The following is a 19,196-nucleotide window of genomic DNA, read 5'->3' on the forward strand; positions in this document are numbered from 1 at the left end:
CATTCATCCGGTTTTTCACAAAATTGATACCGATAAGCATTTGACAAAGCTATATATTGATATAAAATTAAGAAATAGATCTATATATAGTGTTTGTTTTTGATCACCTTTCATTTGTCAAGGAGGATATGATAGTGCTAATTGTGTATGATTCTATAACCGGGAATGTTAAGAGGTTTATTTCCAAGCTTCAACTGCCGGCTGTTCAGGTTCAGAATCAAATGACGATTGATGAACCGTACGTACTTGTGACATATACAACAGGTTTTGGACAGATACCTGATAAGGTGTCTTCTTTTTTGCAAAAAAACTCTGCATACCTGATTGGCGTGGCCGCCAGCGGTAACCGTAACTGGGGTGAGCGTTTTGCCAAAAGTGCAGATTTGATATCTGCATCTTATAACGTCCCGGTTATTAGTAAATTTGAATTATCGGGCTCCAAGAGAGATGTGGAGTATTTTGAACAGGAGGTGAGCCGCATTGCGTCATATTGAATTAAATAACATGCTGCTAAAGCGCGACTCTGATGGCTTCTTCCAGTTACATAAGGATAAAGAGGCTGTAGAGGAGTTTATGAGAGAAATCAAAGATAAAAGTATGGCATTTGCCAACATTGATGATCAAGTCAAATTCATGATTGATCATGATTATTACGAGGATTTCTATGCTTCCTATACAGCTGACCAAGTTAGAACCGTATTTGAAATTACGCGTGGCTATCAATATAACTTTCCTTCCTATATGGCAGCTTCTAAATTCTATACTGATTATGCATTGAGAACATATGACCGCAAAACATACCTTGAGCAATATGCGGATCGAGTAGCAGCCGTAGCACTTCATCTGGGTCAAGGACACTTTGATACGGCTTGTTTGCTGTCTCGTTCTATGATGGAACAGCGTCTTCAACCGGCAACCCCTACTTTTCTAAATGCGGGAAAAAGTCGGCGCGGTGAACTGGTTTCTTGCTTCCTGCTTGAAATGGATGATTCACTGAACTCCATAAACTATGTACTAAACACTTGTATGCAGTTATCCAAAATCGGTGGTGGAGTGGCTGTCAACCTGTCGAAGTTGCGTGCTCGTGGTGAAGTCATTAAAGGGGTTGAAGGTGCTGCTAAAGGCATCACGCCTGTTCTCAAGCTGATGGAAGACGGCTTCTCCTACGCTGATCAGATGGGTCAACGTAAGGGGTCTGGTGCAGCATACTATAATATTTTCGGTTGGGACGTTATGGAACTGCTGGATAGCAAAAAGATTAATGCGGATGAGAAAATCCGGCTGAAAACTCTCTCTATCGGACTTATTGTCCCTAATCGTTTCTATAAGCTGGCTCAAGATAATGAGCCCCTGTACCTCTTCGCACCTTATAGTGTCTACAAGGCGTATGGAACACATTTGGATGATATGGATCTGGACGTGATGTATGATACCTTGCTGGCTGACGACCGCGTGAAGAAGAAAAAATCGCTCAGCGCACGGGATATGCTGACCAAAATAGCGATGACTCAACTTGAATCCGGTTATCCCTACATCATTAATAAAACCAATGCCAATCAAGCACATGCCTTGAAAAACGTAGGACAAGTCAAAATGTCGAACCTTTGCACAGAGATCTTCCAGCTCCAAGAAACTTCTGAAATTACAGACTATGGTCAACCGGATATTATTCGCAAAGATATCAGCTGCAACCTGGCCTCCCTCAATATTGTTAATGTTATGGAGAGTGGCAAGATCAAGGAATCCGTTCATGAGGGAATGATCGCACTAACCTCCGTCAGCGACATGACACATGTAGCCAATGCTCCCGGTGTGGCAAAAGCCAATTCCGAAATGCATTCCGTTGGCTTGGGTGCCATGAATCTGCACGGTTACTTAGCCAAAAACAGGATTGCTTATGAGAGCTCGGAGGCCAAGGATTTTGTACGTACCTTCTTTATGACCATGAATTATCATTCTCTGGAGAAAAGTATGGAGTTTGCAGAGCAAACGGGTCAACGGTTCTATGGATTCGAGCAATCGGACTATGCGACTGGGGTATATTTTGATCGTTATGTGACTACGGATTACCGTCCCACCACATCGAAAGTACAAGTATTGTTCAACGGAATTGCTGTTCCGTCTCCTGAAGATTGGAACCTGCTTAAGTCTAAAGTGATGACAAATGGTCTCTATCATGCCTATCGCATGGCTATTGCTCCAACGGCCAGCATCTCTTATATCCAAAACGCAACATCCAGTGTAATGCCCATCGTGGAACAAATTGAGACACGGACCTATGCCAATTCAACCACGTATTATCCGATGCCCTATTTGCAAAAGGATAATGTCTTCTATTACAAGTCAGCGTATCAAATGGATCAATTCAAGGTAATTGATTTGATTGCGGAGATTCAGCCGCATGTGGACCAAGGCATCTCAACCATTCTTCATGTAAACAGTGATGTATCCACGCGGGAGTTGGCTCGCTGCTACCTGTATGCTGCTCATAAAGGGTTGAAATCTCTGTATTATACAAGAACCAACAAGCTGACGATGGAAGAATGCATTGCTTGTTCAATATAAATAATTTCCCTTTAGGGTATTACGATTGGAGTATGATATACCATGCCGGCAATTCAAGCTGTGAACTGGAATCGGGCGGATGATGATTTCACACTGATGTTCTGGAATCAGAATATTATGCAATTTTGGACCGATGACGAGATTCCTTTATCCGATGATAAAATGACCTGGGGCATGCTCAGTGATATAGAAAAAGACGCTTATATGAAAGTTTTGGGAGGCTTAACCCTTCTGGATACGATCCAGGGCGGTGTAGGTATGCCGCAGATTATGGAGCATGTCGATGGACTGCAACGCAAAGCCGTACTTAGTTTTATGGCGATGATGGAACAAATTCATGCGAAATCATACAGTAGTATTTTTACCACATTGGCATCAACCGAAGAAATTGACAGTGTATTTAAATGGGTGGAAGAAAATCCATATCTGCAAACCAAAGCGACGGTTATACGTCAGTATTACATGAACATTGAAACTTCAAAAGATCTGTATATGGCGATGGCGGCCTCCGTTCTTTTGGAAAGTTATTTGTTTTACAGCGGATTTTTCTATCCACTCTATTTAGCTGGACAAGGCAAACTCACATGCAGTGGTGAGATCATTGATCTGATTCTGCGGGATGAAAGTATTCACGGTGTATATGTGGGGGTATTGGCCCAGGAAATATACGCGAGCTTTGATGAAACGCAGCGGAACGATGTGTATCAAGGTTTGGTTGATCTAGTACAGCTTCTTCATCAAAATGAGCTGCAATATACGGAGGAATTATATACACCTATTCATTTGAGCGAAGAAGTGGAAACCTTCCTTCGTTATAATGCTAACAAAGCCATGATGAACCTCGGTTTTGAGCCATTATTTGAAGACGAGGAAGTTAACCCGATTGTGTTAAATGGAATCAGTACACATACCAAACAGCATGACTTTTTCTCTAAAAAAGGAAACGGTTATATTCGTACTCTGAATGTAGAACCTCTGACGGATGATGATTTCAAGTTTGAATAATTGATAAAAAATTATAATAGGGCTAACGTATAACCTATGAATATAAATAAAGAAGGCTGTTCCTCCCAGAGGAACGGCCTTCTTTATTCACTTTTCGAGCAATGAAATCAGTCTTTGCAGCAGAACAGGCTCTTCCTTGCGGAATTGCTCCAACCGGAGTCTTACCTTCGCAAACACAGCCTTGTCTTCACGCATTTCATGACGGATGTATTGATCCCTTAGCTTCATTGCCCTGGTAGTTATATCCTGATAACCATTCACAAGTTCTTCGTCGTAAGGGATTATCCCCTCATCGATCAAATAGGCAATCCGTTCACTCATCATTTTTTTGTGCTCCCAGAGCACATGAAGATGCCTCACATCGTTACGGTCACCGAGACGAGGATCGTTGCTTTCTACCGCATCATAGTACATTTGCAAATAGTCGTAGACGTCAATTCCGAAAGCCTGTTCGTCATCAGGAATGTAATTAATGCGATTCAGATGAGTCTCTCCGTTCAGGTAATCATGCAGTTGGTCGAGTGCTACGATTCTATCGAAAGGATAAGGAGAATGCGGCTCGTATTTGTAAAAATAAGTGTGATGATCCGCGGTGAGCCCCTCTCTGAGCAGATGTCTCATGGAATGGACAGCATCCAGGAATTCCGTGAATGGAATCTGTACATTGCGGTAAACTCCCGTATGGTCGAACATGGAAGCATCAAAAAAACGATTGTCCCAATCGAAACCGTACAGAAAAAGATGATGAGGAAACGGTTCCTGCTGATAGGCCGCCGCTGGCGGTAGCTTCGCTTCGTCCAAAAACACGACACAATAATAGCCGTTGCGAATCTGATCCGCGAAAAATTGGGGCCAGGCGTCCAGCGCCAAATGCTCCAGAATCGTATAATTCACAGAGCATGTGAGTAGAAATGGATTATTGAAATTCAGTTCGTTGGGTTTGCCCCGAAAAAAATCGATATAAAACTGTCTGCCATCCTCCAGAAAGGTTTTCTTGCAGGACAACTGAATGAAGTTGCTGTAATACCAAGGAATCGTTTCCTCATGTGCACTGGTAATCGAAAGCGTGTAAGCCCACCTCAGAAATCCTTTAAGCGGCGGATTTGACACGGGCAGCTGAACAGCATTCATTCTTTCTCCCCCTTAACTGCTTGCACTACTATATCCCTTTACAGCCTGTTTCCAGAGCAATCGTATAACTGTGAAGAGTATAAGCGAAGCGACCAACGCCAGTCCTGTATAGAGCCAGCTGAGCTGTCCTAGCAGGAACATCGGCCCGAAATTGGTAATCAGGAACAGCGGAATGACAAAGGTACCGATCCGCCGGACCCAAGTTGGGTATATTGCCATTGGAAAATTGTTGGCATCCCAGGCGGAATGGGCGATCTCCGATGCAGAACCCGTCTGAACGAACCGAAATGACAGCAATGCAGGGATAATCATTAGACAGTATGTGATGATAACGGACACGAATAACAGCAGCATAAACCCGGCTAGCTGGAGAAACGTCAGGGGTATGTCCATCGCATGCCAGCCAATGCCAATCATGACGAAACCAACTAAAATATCAGGGATTGGCAGCGCCAGATCGACATAACGCAAGGAAGCCATGAATTGAAGAGAAACCGGCTTCGTTAACATTAGATCAAGTGAGCCGTCCTTAATATATTCGGGAATTTTCGTGAAATTGGTGAAAAACAGCCCGACATACATACCTGTCACCACGGTGTGCATGCCTATAAATAGTAGCAGCCCTTCGGGCGGTATGCCGTCGACGTGAAGATCGGTGCGGAACACGACGAGCACATATAACAGTTTGGCGAGCAAGTAGACGGATTCCACCAGCAGGCTCATCATGAAATTGCCTCGAAACTCCATCTGGGCAATGAGACAATTTTTGATGAACATGCCATACAAATGTGCGTATTTTCTCGTGGCTCTAAACATATGGAATCTCCGCTACCCCCCAACCGCTGAATATTTCTTCATGGATATGCGCCACGTTAGACGGGATAGCCATAAGAACAGGAGTATCCACCCCATCTGGATGAGCAATCCTTGATACATCGCCGCCACTTCCGTTTTGCCACTGAGCACATTGACCGGAAAATAAATGGTATACGGAAACGGCGTGTACTGAAGTGCCTCCACTATCGAATCCCCGAAAATCTCCAACGGAAACATACCTCCGCTCAGAATATTCACGAGCAGACTCGTAATGACGAAAAAATAAGAGATTTCATTTAGATAAAAAGCACTTGCACAGATGCAATAAGAGATCAAGAAATTGAGCAATAGCGCCCCCGACAACGTAACGACGAACAAGATTAGCCGTATGACCTGGAACTCAAGCACACCACCGGCAGATGATATCCAGATAATCCCGACAAGCAGCACAGCTGTAACGCCGTAATAGATCGCCTTCTGTCCGAAAAAGGATACTAGCCGATATCCGAAGTAACTAACCGGTTTGATCAAATACTTGTTGAGACCGCCGTTCTTGATGTCATCGACAATCTGGTGCTCGAACTGGGTAGCGATCAGCTTGGAAACCAAGCCCGCCAAGATCGTATACAAAATAATTTGATTATATGAATACGAGAATAGCGCCGTTTCGCCGGAATGTTGGTACACCGCTGTCCATATAAAATACTGGACAAGAATCGGAAACGCGGCTCCGAGAAGACCGAGAAAGAAGTGAAATCGGTATTCCATCGATTGCTGCACACCCATCGAAAATACAGCCGTATACAATTTGCGTCCATTCATCCGACGGATTCCTTTTGGTAGAGCATCGATATACTCTCCTCGATCGGCACATCCTCAATCGTCCAGTCAACGATTGGAAACGAATCGAGCATAGCACGCGACACTTCTTTTAGACGGTGTTTGGGCAGTTCCAGAACAACGCTGTAGTCGTCTGCGCTGATCATTTTTCCGAATTTGGCCAGCCGCTGCTCGGCAACCGGTTCCGAGAACTGCAACTTTACAATTTTGTGCTCGCCAAACAGATCATTAATCTTATGAAGATCTCCGTCATACAGAAGACTTCCTTCGTTAATAATGATTGTCCGCTTGCACAGGTCCTCCACGTCCTTCATGTAGTGGCTCGTCAGCAGGATCGTGGCGCCAAACTGCTCATTATAGTATTTCAGAAATTCCCGCACCCTCTTCTGAGAGGGGAAATCCAGGCCGATCGTTGGCTCGTCAAGATACAGCAGCTTTGGTCGGTGGATCAGAGCTGCGATTAGCTCCATTTTCATACGTTCACCCAAGGACAGCCTGCGAACCTGTACATCCAGCAAGTCTTGCACATCAAGCATCTCTGATAGTTCGGCAAGACTTCGACGATAGAGATCATCCTCGACGTCATATATACATTTGTTCAAATAAATCGAATCGCTGGCAGGAAGGTCCCACCAAAGTTGATTTTTCTGACCCATTACAATGGAGAACAGCCGTTTGAATTCATTTTTTCGCTCCCAAGGTACATAACCAAGTACGTCGGCTTCTCCACTTGTGGGATATAGAATGCCCGACAACATTTTGAGCGTTGTGGTTTTACCTGCTCCGTTCGGACCCAGAAATCCAACGCACTCTCCAGGGCCGATATCGAAGGAAACGGATTTAACCGCTTCCTTCACAAGTGATTTGCGAGCAAATAAGTTTTTCAGTGAATGTTTGAGTCCTGCTTCTTTCCGGTAATATACGAACGATTTGTGCAGTTCCCGTACACGGATAAAGTCCATCCCCGCTCCTCCTGAATGATTGCATGTTTTCCCTTATTGGCAGCTTAAAGTTAAAGCGATTAAACTCCATTGTTATACAGAAGCACGCATTTGGAGCAAATCGGTGTCAGACCGCAGGCCAGAATCTCGCGTTGTTTTCGCAGATCCTCACCGTGGAAAATATCGGCCACACTTTCTTCGTATAAATTACCGACACTGAATTCCGGAAAAAATTTGCATGGATTGACCTTACCGTCTGGCATCACGTCCATCCGGTTCGAGATCGAGAAACACTTGGTCCGATTCATGGCTGGCTTTTCGCTACCTCGAATAAAACCTTCTACCTCTTCGGGCTCCAGCGCAGGCTGATAGCGGATACGTACATTCCACACTCGTGAATTAACTCGTTTAAATTCCTCGATTAATGTGTCAAAACGGTCAGGTGAGATGTGAAACGTGAAAGAGTGCCAGCTATTCTTGTGGTCACTCGCAAAGCGGGAGGCAAGGTGCGGAAAGTGCGCATCAAAGTAGGTGTCCATTTTTTCCGCCGTATCGGAAGGGATGTACCATGGGAAGCAGAAGTACACGGAATCAACGCCCAGCTCTTCAAAGAATTCCATCAAGCTATACAGCTGATCGACCATCTGGTCATTTACTGTCAGGGCTACGGACACTTTGCCTTTGTACAAGCCCTGCTTTTGCAGATCCAACAGCAGCTGTATGGCGTGAATCACTTTTTTGAAAGTGCCTTTACCCCGAATCGCGTCATTCTCCTTCTCGAATCCTTCCAGGCTGACCAGCATGACTAAATTTTTAGACATTTTCAAAATGGAATCCAGCTTTTGTTCAATGAGAATCGCGTTTGTGCAAATGGTCGTATGCCGGTCTTCCTTAGCCAGCAGTTCTGCCAGTTCATCGAACTTAGAGTAAAATAGCGGTTCTCCGCCCCACAGGAACACACGTGATTTGCGTTCTCTCGTTTCGGCGAGCAGTTTCTCCACGACGGGAATCTCGATTTCGTCTCTCTTCACTTCACTGGCAAAGCCGTGATGGAAGCCATCTGGATTCCATTCAAAGCAATGCTTGCAGCGCAGGTTACAGCCGTTATTAAGCTTGATTCCGATCTCATAAGGCACGGGTGCGGCATACGTCGGGTCCTCCCGGCGTTTCCTTCCCGTTTCCGCGAGTGGAACGAGGGTTCTTTTCATATTTTGAAATGTCAGCTTATCAAACGTAACTGCTGTTTTCGGCTGCATGCGTTTTCCTCCCCAAATGATTGATTTTTGATCGCTGCTCCAGTAAACGTTCGTACATTTCTTCGAGATGTTGTTCCGAGTAATCTAGGGCTTTCCATTCCGCAAATCGGATACCGAAACCACAGGATTCCCAATACTTTGAATTCTGAAGCTCATGGTCACCAAACGGCTCTAACATGACAAAAGGTATTCCGTAGGACAACGAATCGTTCAGTGTCGCTCCTCCGGGCTTGCTGATAATGGCAGCGCAATTTCGCATCAGATCCGTGTAAGCAGAGTAATCACGGAGCGGAATTTCCCGAAGAATGCCCTCTTCACGAACATATCGGTTCATTGGTGGAAACGAATGCCGCCCCTGGGCATCCCGACTCCACGGATTCCATGAAACCTCTGTTCCGAAGTAGCGTGTGCTCCCATCGTCCTCCTCCACCTCGGAAGGATCGTAGACGATCACATCCAGCAGGTAACCAAATTGACGAAGCTCTGCAATCGTTGACGCGTATGTTCCTATCCCCCAGCCGCCGCCATGGATCAGAATGCGCCTGTCACGCTGTGCATAAGCCAGGAGCTCCTTTTCATCTGAGGCAATATAGAAGTCTGGAGACAACCTTGAAGGCTCGTAAAGCCAAACGTTCTCGTAGTCCGGATACAAGGACTTGTGTACCTTAAACGATGGCGTATCGCACACGTCCAAGCGGATCAGTTGAATATCCAAAGGCGTGTGCGCAATGGCTTTGTACCTCTCCAGGATCGGAAGCCAAAAACCGGTAAACACAGCAAAATGAGATACCCCATCACGTATCCAGGAGTCCAACAGGAACTGGACTTCCGCTTCATTCAGGGAAGAGTCTACAGGCTTGGCCAGTTTATGCCCCATAAGGGCAACGGAGAAATCGGCATGAAATGCTTTTTTGGTGGAATTAATCTTGCACCTGATTTCTTCATGATACAGGTTCTCCAGAACGTGAACGTCCGTTCTAACACCTCTATCTTGCAGGTACGTGTTTAGATGCATAGCCGGAATGTATGCACCAAGCGAATTGCCCGACGCAAGCAGGGTAACCGAAGATGAATTCATGCGCAGCCTCCGCATTCCAGAATTAGTTGTACACTTTAATGGACAAGTCAGCGAGTACCTGCCTCAGACTTATGATCAGTTCATTACGATGTTCGTCATCACGGCCCACGACCGAGATATACAATCGTCCCTTCGGCATACCCCGATGGCTCTGGATTCCCTCGGATATAAGCCGAGAGGTCAGAATATCATTCACCATTACGGTGTTAGATGAAATAGGCATAATTCCGTACTCACCTTGCCCTTTGAATAGAAGACCGGATACATGCAAAGCGTCCAGCAAACTTCCAAACGTAAAGCCTTCAGGTAGACCGAGAGACAGAAAGGTAAGCAGGCCGCTATGGCCGTACGTTTCCCAGCCTTTATCGAGATATGCATTAATGAGACCCATGGACTTGCGTGCGTTAATCTCGACAATGGGTACGATATCGCCGCCCTCCAAAATCATGGAGTCGAAACACACGAAGCCGTGGTATCCATCCTCGAATAATACCCGAAGTGCCTTTTCCATCGTGTCAAAATAACCTGCGTGCTCCAGCAGAAGGAGCAAAGCCTCATCTGCTCTAATAGACCCGCCGTAATTCTGCTGCTGATTCAGCATACGCTGAACCGAAAGGAAATCCCTCTCACCGCTCTTATGAATGAACCAATGTGAGCTGAAATCGATCTCTTTTCTCAGCAGTGGTTCCAACAGGAATTGCGAGCGCAATCCTCTTCTCTCCTGCTTATCCAGATGCTCTGCTATCCTTCGCTGCATGGCTTCATTTTCAATGAGCATATTGCCCTTGCCGGAAACACCGAATGGATCTTTCAGCAAATACGCCCCTCTCTTCAGTAACGTATTTCCGACAGCCTGTACTTCTACTACATTGTTCACTTCTGTGCCATAACACTCTTCCCCGATCCTGGTCAGCAGTCGGTTGGAGTAAAATTTGGAATTTACATACTTAACCGTCTCAAGGTTGGGCAAAGACCCCAACGACCCTTCGGCACGCAGGTACTCCTCCGTATCAGCCGTAATGGCATAAGGAGAGAGCTGTTTTACGTTGTGGGTCAACATCGCTTCACGCTGTTGATCGTCTGAAGCAAGACTGAACATGCACTGCTTAAAAACGTCCGGTTCGGGTAAGGAACTCTGTTCATCGTTCAAATCAAAGTGGTAACGGCTATGAAAGGAAAAACCTAACCCGTTCAGATACTCGTACAGCTTTGGATCAATTTTGCAGCGGGTGTAGAGGATATCATTAGGCCCACAAAATGGAAATAACAGCTCGTCCATACACAGGACAATGGATTCCCTGTCCTTATCAGGCATAGCAGGTAGCTTGGATAAGTCCGGATCCCTCCACCGCGTTTCGGGATCAAACGTCCCCATAACGATCGTTGGAATTACCCCGGCCTCACTTCTGGACATCTTCGTACAATGATTGCTCTTGAGACTGGCAGCTTTTCAGAAAGGTTATAAATGTGTCGATCGATTGGAGATGCTCGTAATCGAATTCGTCATAGTCAATGATTACGTTTAACTGATCCTCGACTTTGAGCATAAACTGGATCATTTGCAGAGAATCGAGACCAATATCGTTATTCAGTTCCGTTGCTGGGGATAGGGATTGGCGTAGTTCCGGTTGGTCTTCTTTGATAGCGCACAAAATATCTACAATTTTATCGTACATGACTACACTCCTTTAAAGTGAACATTGTGTGAGGTACAACCGAAATTATTACGCTTACATATGCATTCAAATCAAACCTAAATTCGGTTTTGATTTCTCCTCCCTCTTCCAAAGTTACAATTATTATCTTTATAATGACATTTTATGTCAAGGGATAAAAACCTATGATATTCTACTCATAACAGGGCTTCTACCAACTAAAAAATCGCTAAATATAAGGGTTTTCCCGGGTCTGCCCTCCTCATTTCGTTTTAGACGATTTTCTCCCTTTGATAAGATCAAGACAAATTGTTAAAATTTATGTACTAACGTTAGAACCCATCCATTTAATAGAAAATGAGGCGAGAACATGATTGAAATTACGATTGAACTGGTTCGTCAATTAGTCGATAGTCAATTTCCGAAATGGAGAGGCTTAACGATAACACCCGTAGAAAAAAGCGGGCACGATAACCGCACCTATCGATTGGGAGACGAAATGACAATTCGTTTACCCAGTCATGAACGTTACGCCTCTGCTGTAGAAAAAGAACTGACGTGGCTTCCAGTTTTCAAGCCTCTTCTGTCCTTGCCCATTCCAGCTCCCATTGCAAAAGGTGAACCTTCGGACGACTATCCCCTTCCCTGGTCGATCAACCAATGGATCGCAGGCGAGACCGTCACGCATACCAACGTAATCGACCTAAGCGTTTTTGCAGAAGACCTCGCTAAATTTCTGAGAGAACTCGAAGCCATTGATGCTAGTTACGGCATACCCGCAGGCATTCAAAATTTTCATCGCGGCGGGAACTTAGCGGTTTACGATACAGATACAAGGACTGTCATTGGAAAGGTATCCGGCGAATACGATCCAAAGCTTATGACTGAAATATGGGAGCTTGCCCTGGCAACGAAATATCAAGCGGCACCGTTATGGCTCCATGGTGATGTTGCGGTAGGTAATCTGCTCGTGCAAGATGGACGACTATGCGGAGTCATTGATTTTGGAACTATGGGCGCGGGCGATCCTTCTAGTGATCTTGTGATGGCATGGAACTTTTTTGATGATGTAAGTCGTGATATATTCTTAAGCTCCATGAATGTTGACCAAGATACGGTTAATCGTGCCCGTGGCTGGGCTTTGTGGAAAGCACTCATCTCCTACCATTGGAATGAACCAGGCTCGGAAGCCTCGAATTGGGGAAAGCATGTCATAAATGTCATTATTCGTGACTATAAATCGCTCTAAACATATGAGCCAACCAAAACCCTATGCAGGGCGCACAGCCTCGCGTAGGGATTTCTTTCTGCTTATCCGTAGATTTGTTTTGCATTTTATTTTAGCCATGCCATTTATCCTCGAAATCATCTGGCAATATTAATTGCAAATCAGTGTTGACATGAAGCCGAGGATAAGGAAGTTCGTTATAACGAGCTGGTGAGATGGTGTAATGGAGATGCAGGTATGTACAGGGGAGCGTAAATTGATTTTTCTATTGTGAATTTTTCATATGTTGAAATAATAATATAGTGTACGAAGACAGGTGCAGGTGAGTTAACGTTTTAAGCTACACGATTAAATTTCCCCTTAATTCTTGGATGGAAATCTGGCGAAAGCACCCCTCCCTATGGAGATAGCCAGTTCGCTTTTATTGTTGTGAATTTTTCATATAATGAAAATATAAGGTTGTTGCGAATAAAAAAAGCCGCCTTTGAGGCGACTTTAGGATAATCACGCTATTTTTATAGCTGAAAGAATTAAGTTCGTCCAGTCCAGTCAGCTCCCGCAATTTCTTTCCAACGTTCTCTAATCTCGTCATATAACTCCTTACTCAGAGCTCCCTTGGCGACAAGATCGGCATTTTGCTGCCAACGGTTAGGTTTTGCTGTACCCACAATCGCCGTGTCTACCCCTTCTGTACTGAGCGTAAAACGTAATGCGGTTTCAACGGCTGCTTGTGCATCTTCGCCCAGAAAACCATACCCAAGTTCGCTCAAGCGTTTCCAATATACAAAGGCATATGCTTCTTCCGGAAGCGAGTCATACGTCCATGCCGCATTGGCAATGGGGCGTTTGGCAATAACACCCATATTTCTCTTTTTCGCTTCAGGCAACGTCAGATCGATGGCTTCCTGATCGGCTATGTTCAGCGAGGTTTCCAAGCTGTCGAACACGCCTGTCTGAATCGCATAAAGAGCATCCGTCGTATCGCCGCTATATCCAATAAATCTTGTTTTCCCAGCTTCCTTGGCTCGTTGCAGCACTTCTATGACTGCTCCTTGCCGAAGTACTTCTTCAGAGCAACTATGAAGGTGAATTACATCAACGTATTCCGTTTTTAGTCTTCTAAGGCTACGGTCAATCGTTTGCTCTAATACTTTGGCGTCCCAATCTGGGCCATCTACCCCAGCGGCATGTCCACATTTGGTAAACAAATAATAATCGTCTCTGCGATGTGATAGCACATCTCCAATTAACTCTTCACTATCCCCATAACATTCAGCCGTGTCAATGACGTTTAACCCTGCATCCAACGCACTGTTTAGCAATGTTTCTACATCTGCTTTGGATACGTTCTTGCCGATCTCCGCCCCACCAAACCCAAGTGTACTTACTTTCATGCCAGTGTTTCCGTAATTACGCAGTTCCATGGATCATTTCCTCCAAGCTTCGTGAATTTGGTTACAGATAATGAAAGTACATATAGTACAAATTAGTCTTCGGTATGTATTACCCTTATGTTGGGTATTACACCCACTTGTTCATCTTACTTTATTTCCTCCAACAGGGATACATCCGTTGAATCAGGTTACGAAGAACTGACTCGGGTTCCCCAGTTCAGGATGAAATTTCTCACGAAAGCGGCCTCCCGTGTATTCCCCTATGATTTTCCGCCAGAATGCTTGAGCAATGACATTGTTGCGAACCTGGGTTACTTTCCACCTTCCCGGAAAACGTTCAAACAGCTCATAAGCTGCCCGGGTACCCACTCCACTACGCCGGTATTTCTGCATTACAAAAAACTCGGTCAAATAATAGTCATTATCTTTGCTGCCTGGTTCGCAACGTTCTACTAATGCAAACCCGGCGGGTGCCTCATCACTCGTAATCAAAAAAGGAAACTTACGGTCTTCCTCTGACCAAAAAGCGTCCAATCCGGGATACTCCGGGAAAACACCGTTACTATCCACATCAATATTCAAATATTTAGTAAAATCATATAGATAAAATTGCATTAAGTGCCGAATCACCTGACTGCGTTCCCGGGGAACCAGCTCTATTTTTATATTCATCCGGTTCACCTCCTCTGCTCTACTTATAACTCATACTTTAAAGCTTTACACCGCCAAGGGCAAGGAAGCATGAATCTGCTTATTCCGGTTCGGAGAACAGACTGTGACGATTTAAATATGGTAAAATAGGATATAGCATATTTTAGAAATTATTTTATCATGGGGGTGCCGAACTTGACCAATGTGCAAAAAGAGATTGACCGACGCAAGCTGGATGACAAACTACCTTCCATGCCTTGGTTCGTTCAGCAATTCATTGACTATAAATTACCCGACTTATCTCCTTCTACTTTGCTTGAATATTTAAGAGATTATGAAGCCTTCTTTGGCTGGTTACGCGCAGAAGGATTATCCGAGGCAAGCTCTAATAAGGAAGTTACATTGCTTGAACTGGAAGTCCTTCGAATGGAATCAGTGACATCATATCGATTATTTTTGGCCACCAAGCGTGAAGGAGCCAACTCCAGAATCACGGTTTCCCGTAAACTTTCTTCTCTGCGTTCGCTCTTTCATTATTTAAGTCAGATTGCAGAAGACGAAGATTTCTACCCCCTGCTGAAACGAAACATTATGGCGAAAATTGAGATCAAACGTACCCATAAACCCAAAGATACAGCAGCCAAACTAAAGGGTAAACTTCTGGAAGAAGAAGAGTTACTGGAGTTTATCGGATACATCCTTGAAGGATATGCCGTGGATATGGAAAAGAACAAACAGGCGATTTACTCACACGAGCTAAACAAAGAACGGGATGCCTGTATTGCCAGCCTCATTCTGAATTCGGGTTTACGTGTATCTGAAGTGGTGAACCTGAACGTGGATGATCTGGATCTGAACAATAAACTTCTATATGTATATCGCAAAGGTAATAATGATGAGACGTTTAAGACGCCCGTGTATTTTAGAGAACAAGCCAAGGATGAACTCGCAACTTATATCAATCTGCGTCAGTCACGTTACCGCACACCCAAACGGGAAAAAGGCTTGTTTATCGCTCTTCGCAATGGAGATTCCGAAGGAAGTCGGATGACCAAACGGGCCATACAGGCCATGATAATGAAGTACGCCAAACAATTTGGCAAACCGTATCTGACAGTGCATAAATTACGCCATTCTTTTGCGACCGACTATTATTTGCAAAATGATATCTATAAAACAAAAGAACAGCTTGGACATGCTTCTACGGAAACAACCGAAATTTACGCGCATCTCACGGATAAAACGATGTCTGAAGCAATTGAACGTCGCACAGACGATGGGATGTAGCCTATTTATACACCTCAGCAAGCCGATTCATTCGATTCGTTTAGATTCGTTAGATTCTTTACAAGGTAACTTAAAAAAAGCGATTCTTTCAGGAGAATGTCCTGCGAGGATCGCTTCTTTATATTTATTTCTTCGCAAAATTAATGAAAACATACTCTTTTCCTTACATTTCATATCATCAAGTTTACATAATAATTATTTCGTCATAATTTTCTTTTCTCTTCATGACCCTCAAACGAAACCAGCCATCTTGCTATATCCTGTGTTTCATGGACAGAATGCCACACGAGGCCCTCTCTTTCCTCCATACATTCACTCTTGTCATGCGTCAGCCATGAAACAATCCCGACCACATCCTGTAACGTCTCTAATAGAGAGAGGTCTTTCTCTTCACGGACCATGACCAATTTGGGGTATGGCGCTTGTTTGTATCCCTCAATGAGAATCCAGTCGTACGCTGACAGATATTTTATCATGTCTTCCAGCGGCGTCGCTTGTCTTTCAATGAGTGCAGTACGTTTCTCCGACATGACAACGACTGCATCGGCCCCTGCTTGAGCAAAGCTGTAGGAATCGGTTCCTTCGTGATCCATCTCAAAATGATCATGTCCATCATGTTTTATTACAGCCACTTTTCGTCCAGCAGAGGTAAGGTACCGCGTAAGCGCAGCAATTAAGGTGCTTTTGCCTGTGTTCTTATATCCAACAATCTGCATGATATGTGGTGAAGTGCTGCTTGTTTCAGACATGTATGACCTACCTGACATGACCTGTGGGAAGTCTGAGAATTCGAACCTGTTCACCTGCAGGAATACCTTTTTTCTCGGGTGGAACAACGATCAGGCAATCGCTATCTTTAATGGTGATCATGACACTGGATTCATCCACACGTGCGGCAGAAGGCTTAGCATACACCATTCCGTTACGTATCTCTGTCCGTCCGCGTACAAATCGCGTGAAATTGTTGACCTTTGTATAGTCATCATCCAATATGGCTGTCCATTCCTCCAAATATGGATGAGCATCAGCCTGCATCGTACGAATCGTTGGCCGAACAAACAATCCAAAGCCGACAAAACAAGCCCCCGGATTGCCAGAAAGCGCAAATAGCAGCTTGTCATTAACCACAGCAGCCGTCGTAACACTGCCGGGACGCATAGTCACTTTGTTAAACAGCATCTCCATATTCCCTTCCCGAACCAGGTCACCCATAATATCATAATCTCCTACGGATACCCCACCTGTTGTGACCACCATATCATTATGTTCAAGCGCTTCTGCAAGCTTCGTACGTGCCGTATCCACATCATCTGCAATCGAACCATACATAACCGGCTCGCCCCCCGCTTCAACGACCAGAGAACGAAGCATATAGCTGTTACTGTTCCGAATACGCCCGGGTTGCAGCGGCTCGTCCACTTCCAACAATTCTGTACCTGTCGCAAAAATGGCTACCTTGGGGCGTTTGTATACAGGCACTTGGCCTACGCCGAATGTTGCCAGCACGGATTGTTCACCTGCCTGAATAATCGTTCCTGCTTCAAGCAGCAATTGGCCCTCATGAACTTCCAATCCAATTGGCGTAATGTTGGCCTCCGGCTGAATCTGGCGCTTCAGGGCAATCCATTGTTCCCCGTGCTCTTCTTTGCTTTCAGTCATCTCCATCATAACAACAGCATCTGCACCTTCCGGTATCTGAGCTCCTGTCATGGATCCGAGCAGCTGTACCGGATGTAATCGTAAGATCCGATGTATATCCGCATGGAATTTCATCAATGATACGGAGCCAAATCTGCTGCTCGCTGGATGCTTCAATCGTATCCGAGCTTAGAATCGCGAACCCATCCATTCCGGAACGACGAAAGAATGGGTAAGGATGGGGAGCATGAATCGTCTCAGCAAGCGTTCGACCATGTGCTTGTTCAAGTGTTACTTTTTCTGTTGAACCCGATCTGACATGAGCAGCAACTTTCGCCTGCGCGTCCGGCACCTGTATAGCTTTACGGATAAATTTCGCAGTCGTCATATCCGTTAAATGTGTATTTATTTTCAATGGTGATAGAACCTCCCTGAGTCATTTGTTCATATTAAAAAGTGTAGCCCGAAAGCCAGGTCATGACAAGTACTCTCCTACCCCCCATTCACATGAAAGACGAATACACAGACCATAATATGTAAGAGAAAAGGAGCTGACCTTGATGAACCAACGATGCGAATTATGTGGAAGGGAGCCTGTCGAGACAACAGTCCACCACCTGACACCAAAGGAAATGGGCGGAACGCACATGCCTACTGCCGATCTCTGTATCCCTTGCCACAAACAAATTCATTCTCTGTATACCAATCGCGATATTATAGCCTTAGGTTTAACTGAGATACAGGCCCTAAGGCAAGATGAGCGCATCGCTCCTTATATCCGCTGGATTCGCAAACAACCAGCCACAACCATTCCTCGTGTTCGAAAGTCCCATCATGTCCGCAAATCGTAAAACAAAAAGAACAGCCTCCAAGGTCATTTTCAGTGGCATAGCTCGCTCCACCTTACCTTTTCACTGTTCTTCTGCGAATGATTTAATATTGCGGGCCCCATTCAAGAGATGTGCTACCTACGCCTCATGATTCGGCCACCGCCAACCCTCGTTTTGGGCTTTTTATAAGAGCTCTTGGGTGAATCAAACAATCCTCCAAGACCGCCACTGCTTTTATTACGATTAATTGTGCCTTTGCTTTGTTCCTTATTTCGGCTGAATAATCCTCCACCAGAGCCTACACTTGAATCCTTATCGCTGCCACGGCGGGTAATCGACCCCTTCCGGTCAACGGTAATCGGTGGAGCAACCTTTTTGTCTTTACTCGTCGGTGTCCGATAAGAACCTTCACTTGGTTTGTACGTGTCCTTGTTCGTATAACCACGATACGTACCGGACCCTCTACCCCCAAACGAATCAAACAAATTACCAATTAATGTTGCGGTTAAGTAACCTTGCAAAAATGACGAATCATAATTCTTCCGAACATATTCCTTGGAATCCACCTCAACCAAGGTGTCTTCCGCTTTATTCGGGTCTTGCTGCAAATGATAATACTGGTCCTGATACACCAGGAACATCCGCTCTGTATTTTCCGCCGAGATCTGATCCGGCTTCCGTTGTTCAGATAATTCCTGAGCAACCTCTGGAACGGTACGATCGGCAGCTCGGTACACATAGGATGTCGTGTTACCACTGCCGCTGACCGATTCAAGCGGATATGTGTCCTGAACGGAAGGTGCTCCGCACGCGGACAGCAGCGACATCACAAGGCTGAGGACCAGCATTAATTTTAATCCATGTGCCAAGCGCTTTTTCAT

General features: G+C 45.0%; 18 protein-coding genes and 1 pseudogene. 6 read left to right on the forward strand and 13 right to left on the reverse strand.

Annotated features, from left to right (window positions below; all coding sequences use genetic code 11):
- Positions 1-134 precede the first annotated feature (134 nt).
- The 3 genes from nrdI to nrdF are packed head-to-tail and all read left to right on the forward strand — an operon-like array spanning position 135 to position 3,570.
- A complete protein-coding gene (gene nrdI, locus PTQ21_RS23915) occupies positions 135-494 on the forward strand; it encodes a class Ib ribonucleoside-diphosphate reductase assembly flavoprotein NrdI (RefSeq protein WP_274567401.1) in 360 nt (119 codons plus the stop codon).
- The gene (nrdE, locus tag PTQ21_RS23920) at positions 481-2,565 is read left to right on the forward strand and encodes a class 1b ribonucleoside-diphosphate reductase subunit alpha (protein ID WP_274567403.1); all 2,085 of its coding nucleotides are present in this window, start codon (positions 481-483) and stop codon (positions 2,563-2,565) included. The genes nrdI and nrdE overlap by 14 nt, the downstream gene beginning before the upstream one ends.
- 42 nt (positions 2,566-2,607) lie before the next feature.
- Positions 2,608-3,570: a class 1b ribonucleoside-diphosphate reductase subunit beta gene (nrdF, locus tag PTQ21_RS23925; protein ID WP_063562793.1), complete on the forward strand. Its 963-nt coding sequence runs from the start codon at positions 2,608-2,610 to the stop codon at positions 3,568-3,570.
- Between the two features lie 87 nt (positions 3,571-3,657).
- Here the strand turns inward: nrdF and PTQ21_RS23930 are convergent, their stop codons facing one another.
- Genes PTQ21_RS23930 through PTQ21_RS23965 form a run of 8 tightly spaced genes read right to left on the reverse strand, consistent with a single transcriptional unit; the run spans position 3,658 to position 11,308 of the window.
- Positions 3,658-4,701: a hypothetical protein gene (locus tag PTQ21_RS23930; protein ID WP_274567404.1), complete on the reverse strand. Its 1,044-nt coding sequence runs from the start codon at positions 4,699-4,701 to the stop codon at positions 3,658-3,660.
- Between the two features lie 12 nt (positions 4,702-4,713).
- On the reverse strand, positions 4,714-5,517 hold the full coding sequence (locus PTQ21_RS23935; RefSeq protein WP_274567405.1) for an ABC transporter permease: 804 nt from the start codon (positions 5,515-5,517) through the stop codon (positions 4,714-4,716).
- 12 nt (positions 5,518-5,529) lie between these two features.
- Positions 5,530-6,339: an ABC transporter permease gene (locus PTQ21_RS23940; RefSeq protein ID WP_079693901.1), complete on the reverse strand. Its 810-nt coding sequence runs from the start codon at positions 6,337-6,339 to the stop codon at positions 5,530-5,532.
- The gene (locus PTQ21_RS23945; protein WP_072733265.1) at positions 6,336-7,319 is read right to left on the reverse strand and encodes an ABC transporter ATP-binding protein; all 984 of its coding nucleotides are present in this window, start codon (positions 7,317-7,319) and stop codon (positions 6,336-6,338) included. Before PTQ21_RS23945 ends, PTQ21_RS23940 begins: the two co-directional genes overlap by 4 nt.
- Positions 7,320-7,378: 59 nt before the next feature.
- Positions 7,379-8,554 carry a radical SAM protein gene (locus PTQ21_RS23950; RefSeq protein ID WP_063562798.1) on the reverse strand — a complete coding sequence of 392 codons (1,176 nt, stop codon included), beginning with the start codon at positions 8,552-8,554 and terminating at the stop codon, positions 7,379-7,381.
- Positions 8,526-9,632: a glycosyltransferase family protein gene (locus PTQ21_RS23955; RefSeq protein WP_274567406.1), complete on the reverse strand. Its 1,107-nt coding sequence runs from the start codon at positions 9,630-9,632 to the stop codon at positions 8,526-8,528. Before PTQ21_RS23955 ends, PTQ21_RS23950 begins: the two co-directional genes overlap by 29 nt.
- Before the next feature lie 22 nt (positions 9,633-9,654).
- Positions 9,655-11,046 (reverse strand): hypothetical protein, encoded by a 1,392-nt coding sequence (locus tag PTQ21_RS23960; protein ID WP_274567407.1) that lies wholly within the window; start codon positions 11,044-11,046, stop codon positions 9,655-9,657.
- Positions 11,033-11,308 (reverse strand): acyl carrier protein, encoded by a 276-nt coding sequence (locus tag PTQ21_RS23965; protein ID WP_064637210.1) that lies wholly within the window; start codon positions 11,306-11,308, stop codon positions 11,033-11,035. The genes PTQ21_RS23960 and PTQ21_RS23965 overlap by 14 nt, the downstream gene beginning before the upstream one ends.
- 349 nt (positions 11,309-11,657) lie before the next feature.
- On the opposite strand from PTQ21_RS23965, the gene PTQ21_RS23970 reads away from it, so the two are divergent.
- Positions 11,658-12,536, forward strand: coding sequence for an aminoglycoside phosphotransferase family protein (locus PTQ21_RS23970; RefSeq protein ID WP_274567408.1), 879 nt, complete (start codon positions 11,658-11,660; stop codon positions 12,534-12,536).
- Positions 12,537-13,045: 509 nt separating this feature from the next.
- Here the strand turns inward: PTQ21_RS23970 and PTQ21_RS23975 are convergent.
- Positions 13,046-13,939, reverse strand: coding sequence for an aldo/keto reductase (locus PTQ21_RS23975; RefSeq protein ID WP_072733269.1), 894 nt, complete (start codon positions 13,937-13,939; stop codon positions 13,046-13,048).
- A 153-nt stretch (positions 13,940-14,092) separates the two neighbouring features.
- Complete coding sequence (locus PTQ21_RS23980; RefSeq protein ID WP_079693905.1) at positions 14,093-14,581, reverse strand: GNAT family N-acetyltransferase; 489 nt, start codon at positions 14,579-14,581, stop codon at positions 14,093-14,095.
- 159 nt (positions 14,582-14,740) lie between these two features.
- Between PTQ21_RS23980 and xerS the strand changes: the two genes are divergently transcribed.
- Positions 14,741-15,847: a tyrosine recombinase XerS gene (gene xerS, locus PTQ21_RS23985; RefSeq protein WP_063562805.1), complete on the forward strand. Its 1,107-nt coding sequence runs from the start codon at positions 14,741-14,743 to the stop codon at positions 15,845-15,847.
- Between the two features lie 203 nt (positions 15,848-16,050).
- On the opposite strand, the gene mobB is transcribed toward xerS, so the two are convergent.
- Together mobB and PTQ21_RS23995 are read right to left on the reverse strand one after the other, a co-directional pair.
- Entirely contained in the window at positions 16,051-16,596 is a 546-nt protein-coding gene (gene mobB, locus PTQ21_RS23990) for a molybdopterin-guanine dinucleotide biosynthesis protein B (RefSeq protein ID WP_274567410.1), read from the reverse strand.
- A gap of 7 nt (positions 16,597-16,603) precedes the next feature.
- Positions 16,604-17,873, reverse strand: a pseudogene (locus PTQ21_RS23995) (molybdopterin molybdotransferase MoeA).
- A gap of 172 nt (positions 17,874-18,045) precedes the next feature.
- On the opposite strand from PTQ21_RS23995, the gene PTQ21_RS24000 reads away from it, so the two are divergent.
- Positions 18,046-18,336, forward strand: coding sequence for a restriction endonuclease (locus tag PTQ21_RS24000; RefSeq protein ID WP_079693907.1), 291 nt, complete (start codon positions 18,046-18,048; stop codon positions 18,334-18,336).
- A 113-nt stretch (positions 18,337-18,449) separates the two neighbouring features.
- Here PTQ21_RS24000 and PTQ21_RS24005 read toward each other — a convergent pair whose 3' ends face one another.
- Positions 18,450-19,196 (reverse strand): DUF4247 domain-containing protein, encoded by a 747-nt coding sequence (locus PTQ21_RS24005; RefSeq protein ID WP_274567411.1) that lies wholly within the window; start codon positions 19,194-19,196, stop codon positions 18,450-18,452.

The organism is Paenibacillus marchantiae (genome assembly GCF_028771845.1).
Taxonomy (GTDB): Bacteria; Bacillota; Bacilli; order Paenibacillales; family Paenibacillaceae; genus Paenibacillus; species Paenibacillus marchantiae.

Excerpts from the sequence above, each read along its gene's own strand:
- nrdF (WP_063562793.1), top strand. The coding sequence starts at position 2,608 with ATGCCGGCAATTCAAGCTGTGAACTGGAATCGGGCGGATGATGATTTC.
- PTQ21_RS23930 (WP_274567404.1), bottom strand. The coding sequence starts at position 4,701 with ATGAATGCTGTTCAGCTGCCCGTGTCAAATCCGCCGCTTAAAGGATTT.
- PTQ21_RS23935 (WP_274567405.1), bottom strand. The coding sequence starts at position 5,517 with ATGTTTAGAGCCACGAGAAAATACGCACATTTGTATGGCATGTTCATC.
- PTQ21_RS23940 (WP_079693901.1), bottom strand. The coding sequence starts at position 6,339 with ATGAATGGACGCAAATTGTATACGGCTGTATTTTCGATGGGTGTGCAG.
- PTQ21_RS23945 (WP_072733265.1), bottom strand. The coding sequence starts at position 7,319 with ATGGACTTTATCCGTGTACGGGAACTGCACAAATCGTTCGTATATTAC.
- PTQ21_RS23950 (WP_063562798.1), bottom strand. The coding sequence starts at position 8,554 with ATGCAGCCGAAAACAGCAGTTACGTTTGATAAGCTGACATTTCAAAAT.
- PTQ21_RS23955 (WP_274567406.1), bottom strand. The coding sequence starts at position 9,632 with ATGAATTCATCTTCGGTTACCCTGCTTGCGTCGGGCAATTCGCTTGGT.
- PTQ21_RS23960 (WP_274567407.1), bottom strand. The coding sequence starts at position 11,046 with ATGTCCAGAAGTGAGGCCGGGGTAATTCCAACGATCGTTATGGGGACG.
- PTQ21_RS23965 (WP_064637210.1), bottom strand. The coding sequence starts at position 11,308 with ATGTACGATAAAATTGTAGATATTTTGTGCGCTATCAAAGAAGACCAA.
- PTQ21_RS23970 (WP_274567408.1), top strand. The coding sequence starts at position 11,658 with ATGATTGAAATTACGATTGAACTGGTTCGTCAATTAGTCGATAGTCAA.
- PTQ21_RS23975 (WP_072733269.1), bottom strand. The coding sequence starts at position 13,939 with ATGGAACTGCGTAATTACGGAAACACTGGCATGAAAGTAAGTACACTT.
- PTQ21_RS23980 (WP_079693905.1), bottom strand. The coding sequence starts at position 14,581 with ATGAATATAAAAATAGAGCTGGTTCCCCGGGAACGCAGTCAGGTGATT.
- xerS (WP_063562805.1), top strand. The coding sequence starts at position 14,741 with ATGGGGGTGCCGAACTTGACCAATGTGCAAAAAGAGATTGACCGACGC.
- mobB (WP_274567410.1), bottom strand. The coding sequence starts at position 16,596 with ATGTCTGAAACAAGCAGCACTTCACCACATATCATGCAGATTGTTGGA.
- PTQ21_RS24000 (WP_079693907.1), top strand. The coding sequence starts at position 18,046 with ATGAACCAACGATGCGAATTATGTGGAAGGGAGCCTGTCGAGACAACA.
- PTQ21_RS24005 (WP_274567411.1), bottom strand. The coding sequence starts at position 19,196 with ATGAAAAAGCGCTTGGCACATGGATTAAAATTAATGCTGGTCCTCAGC.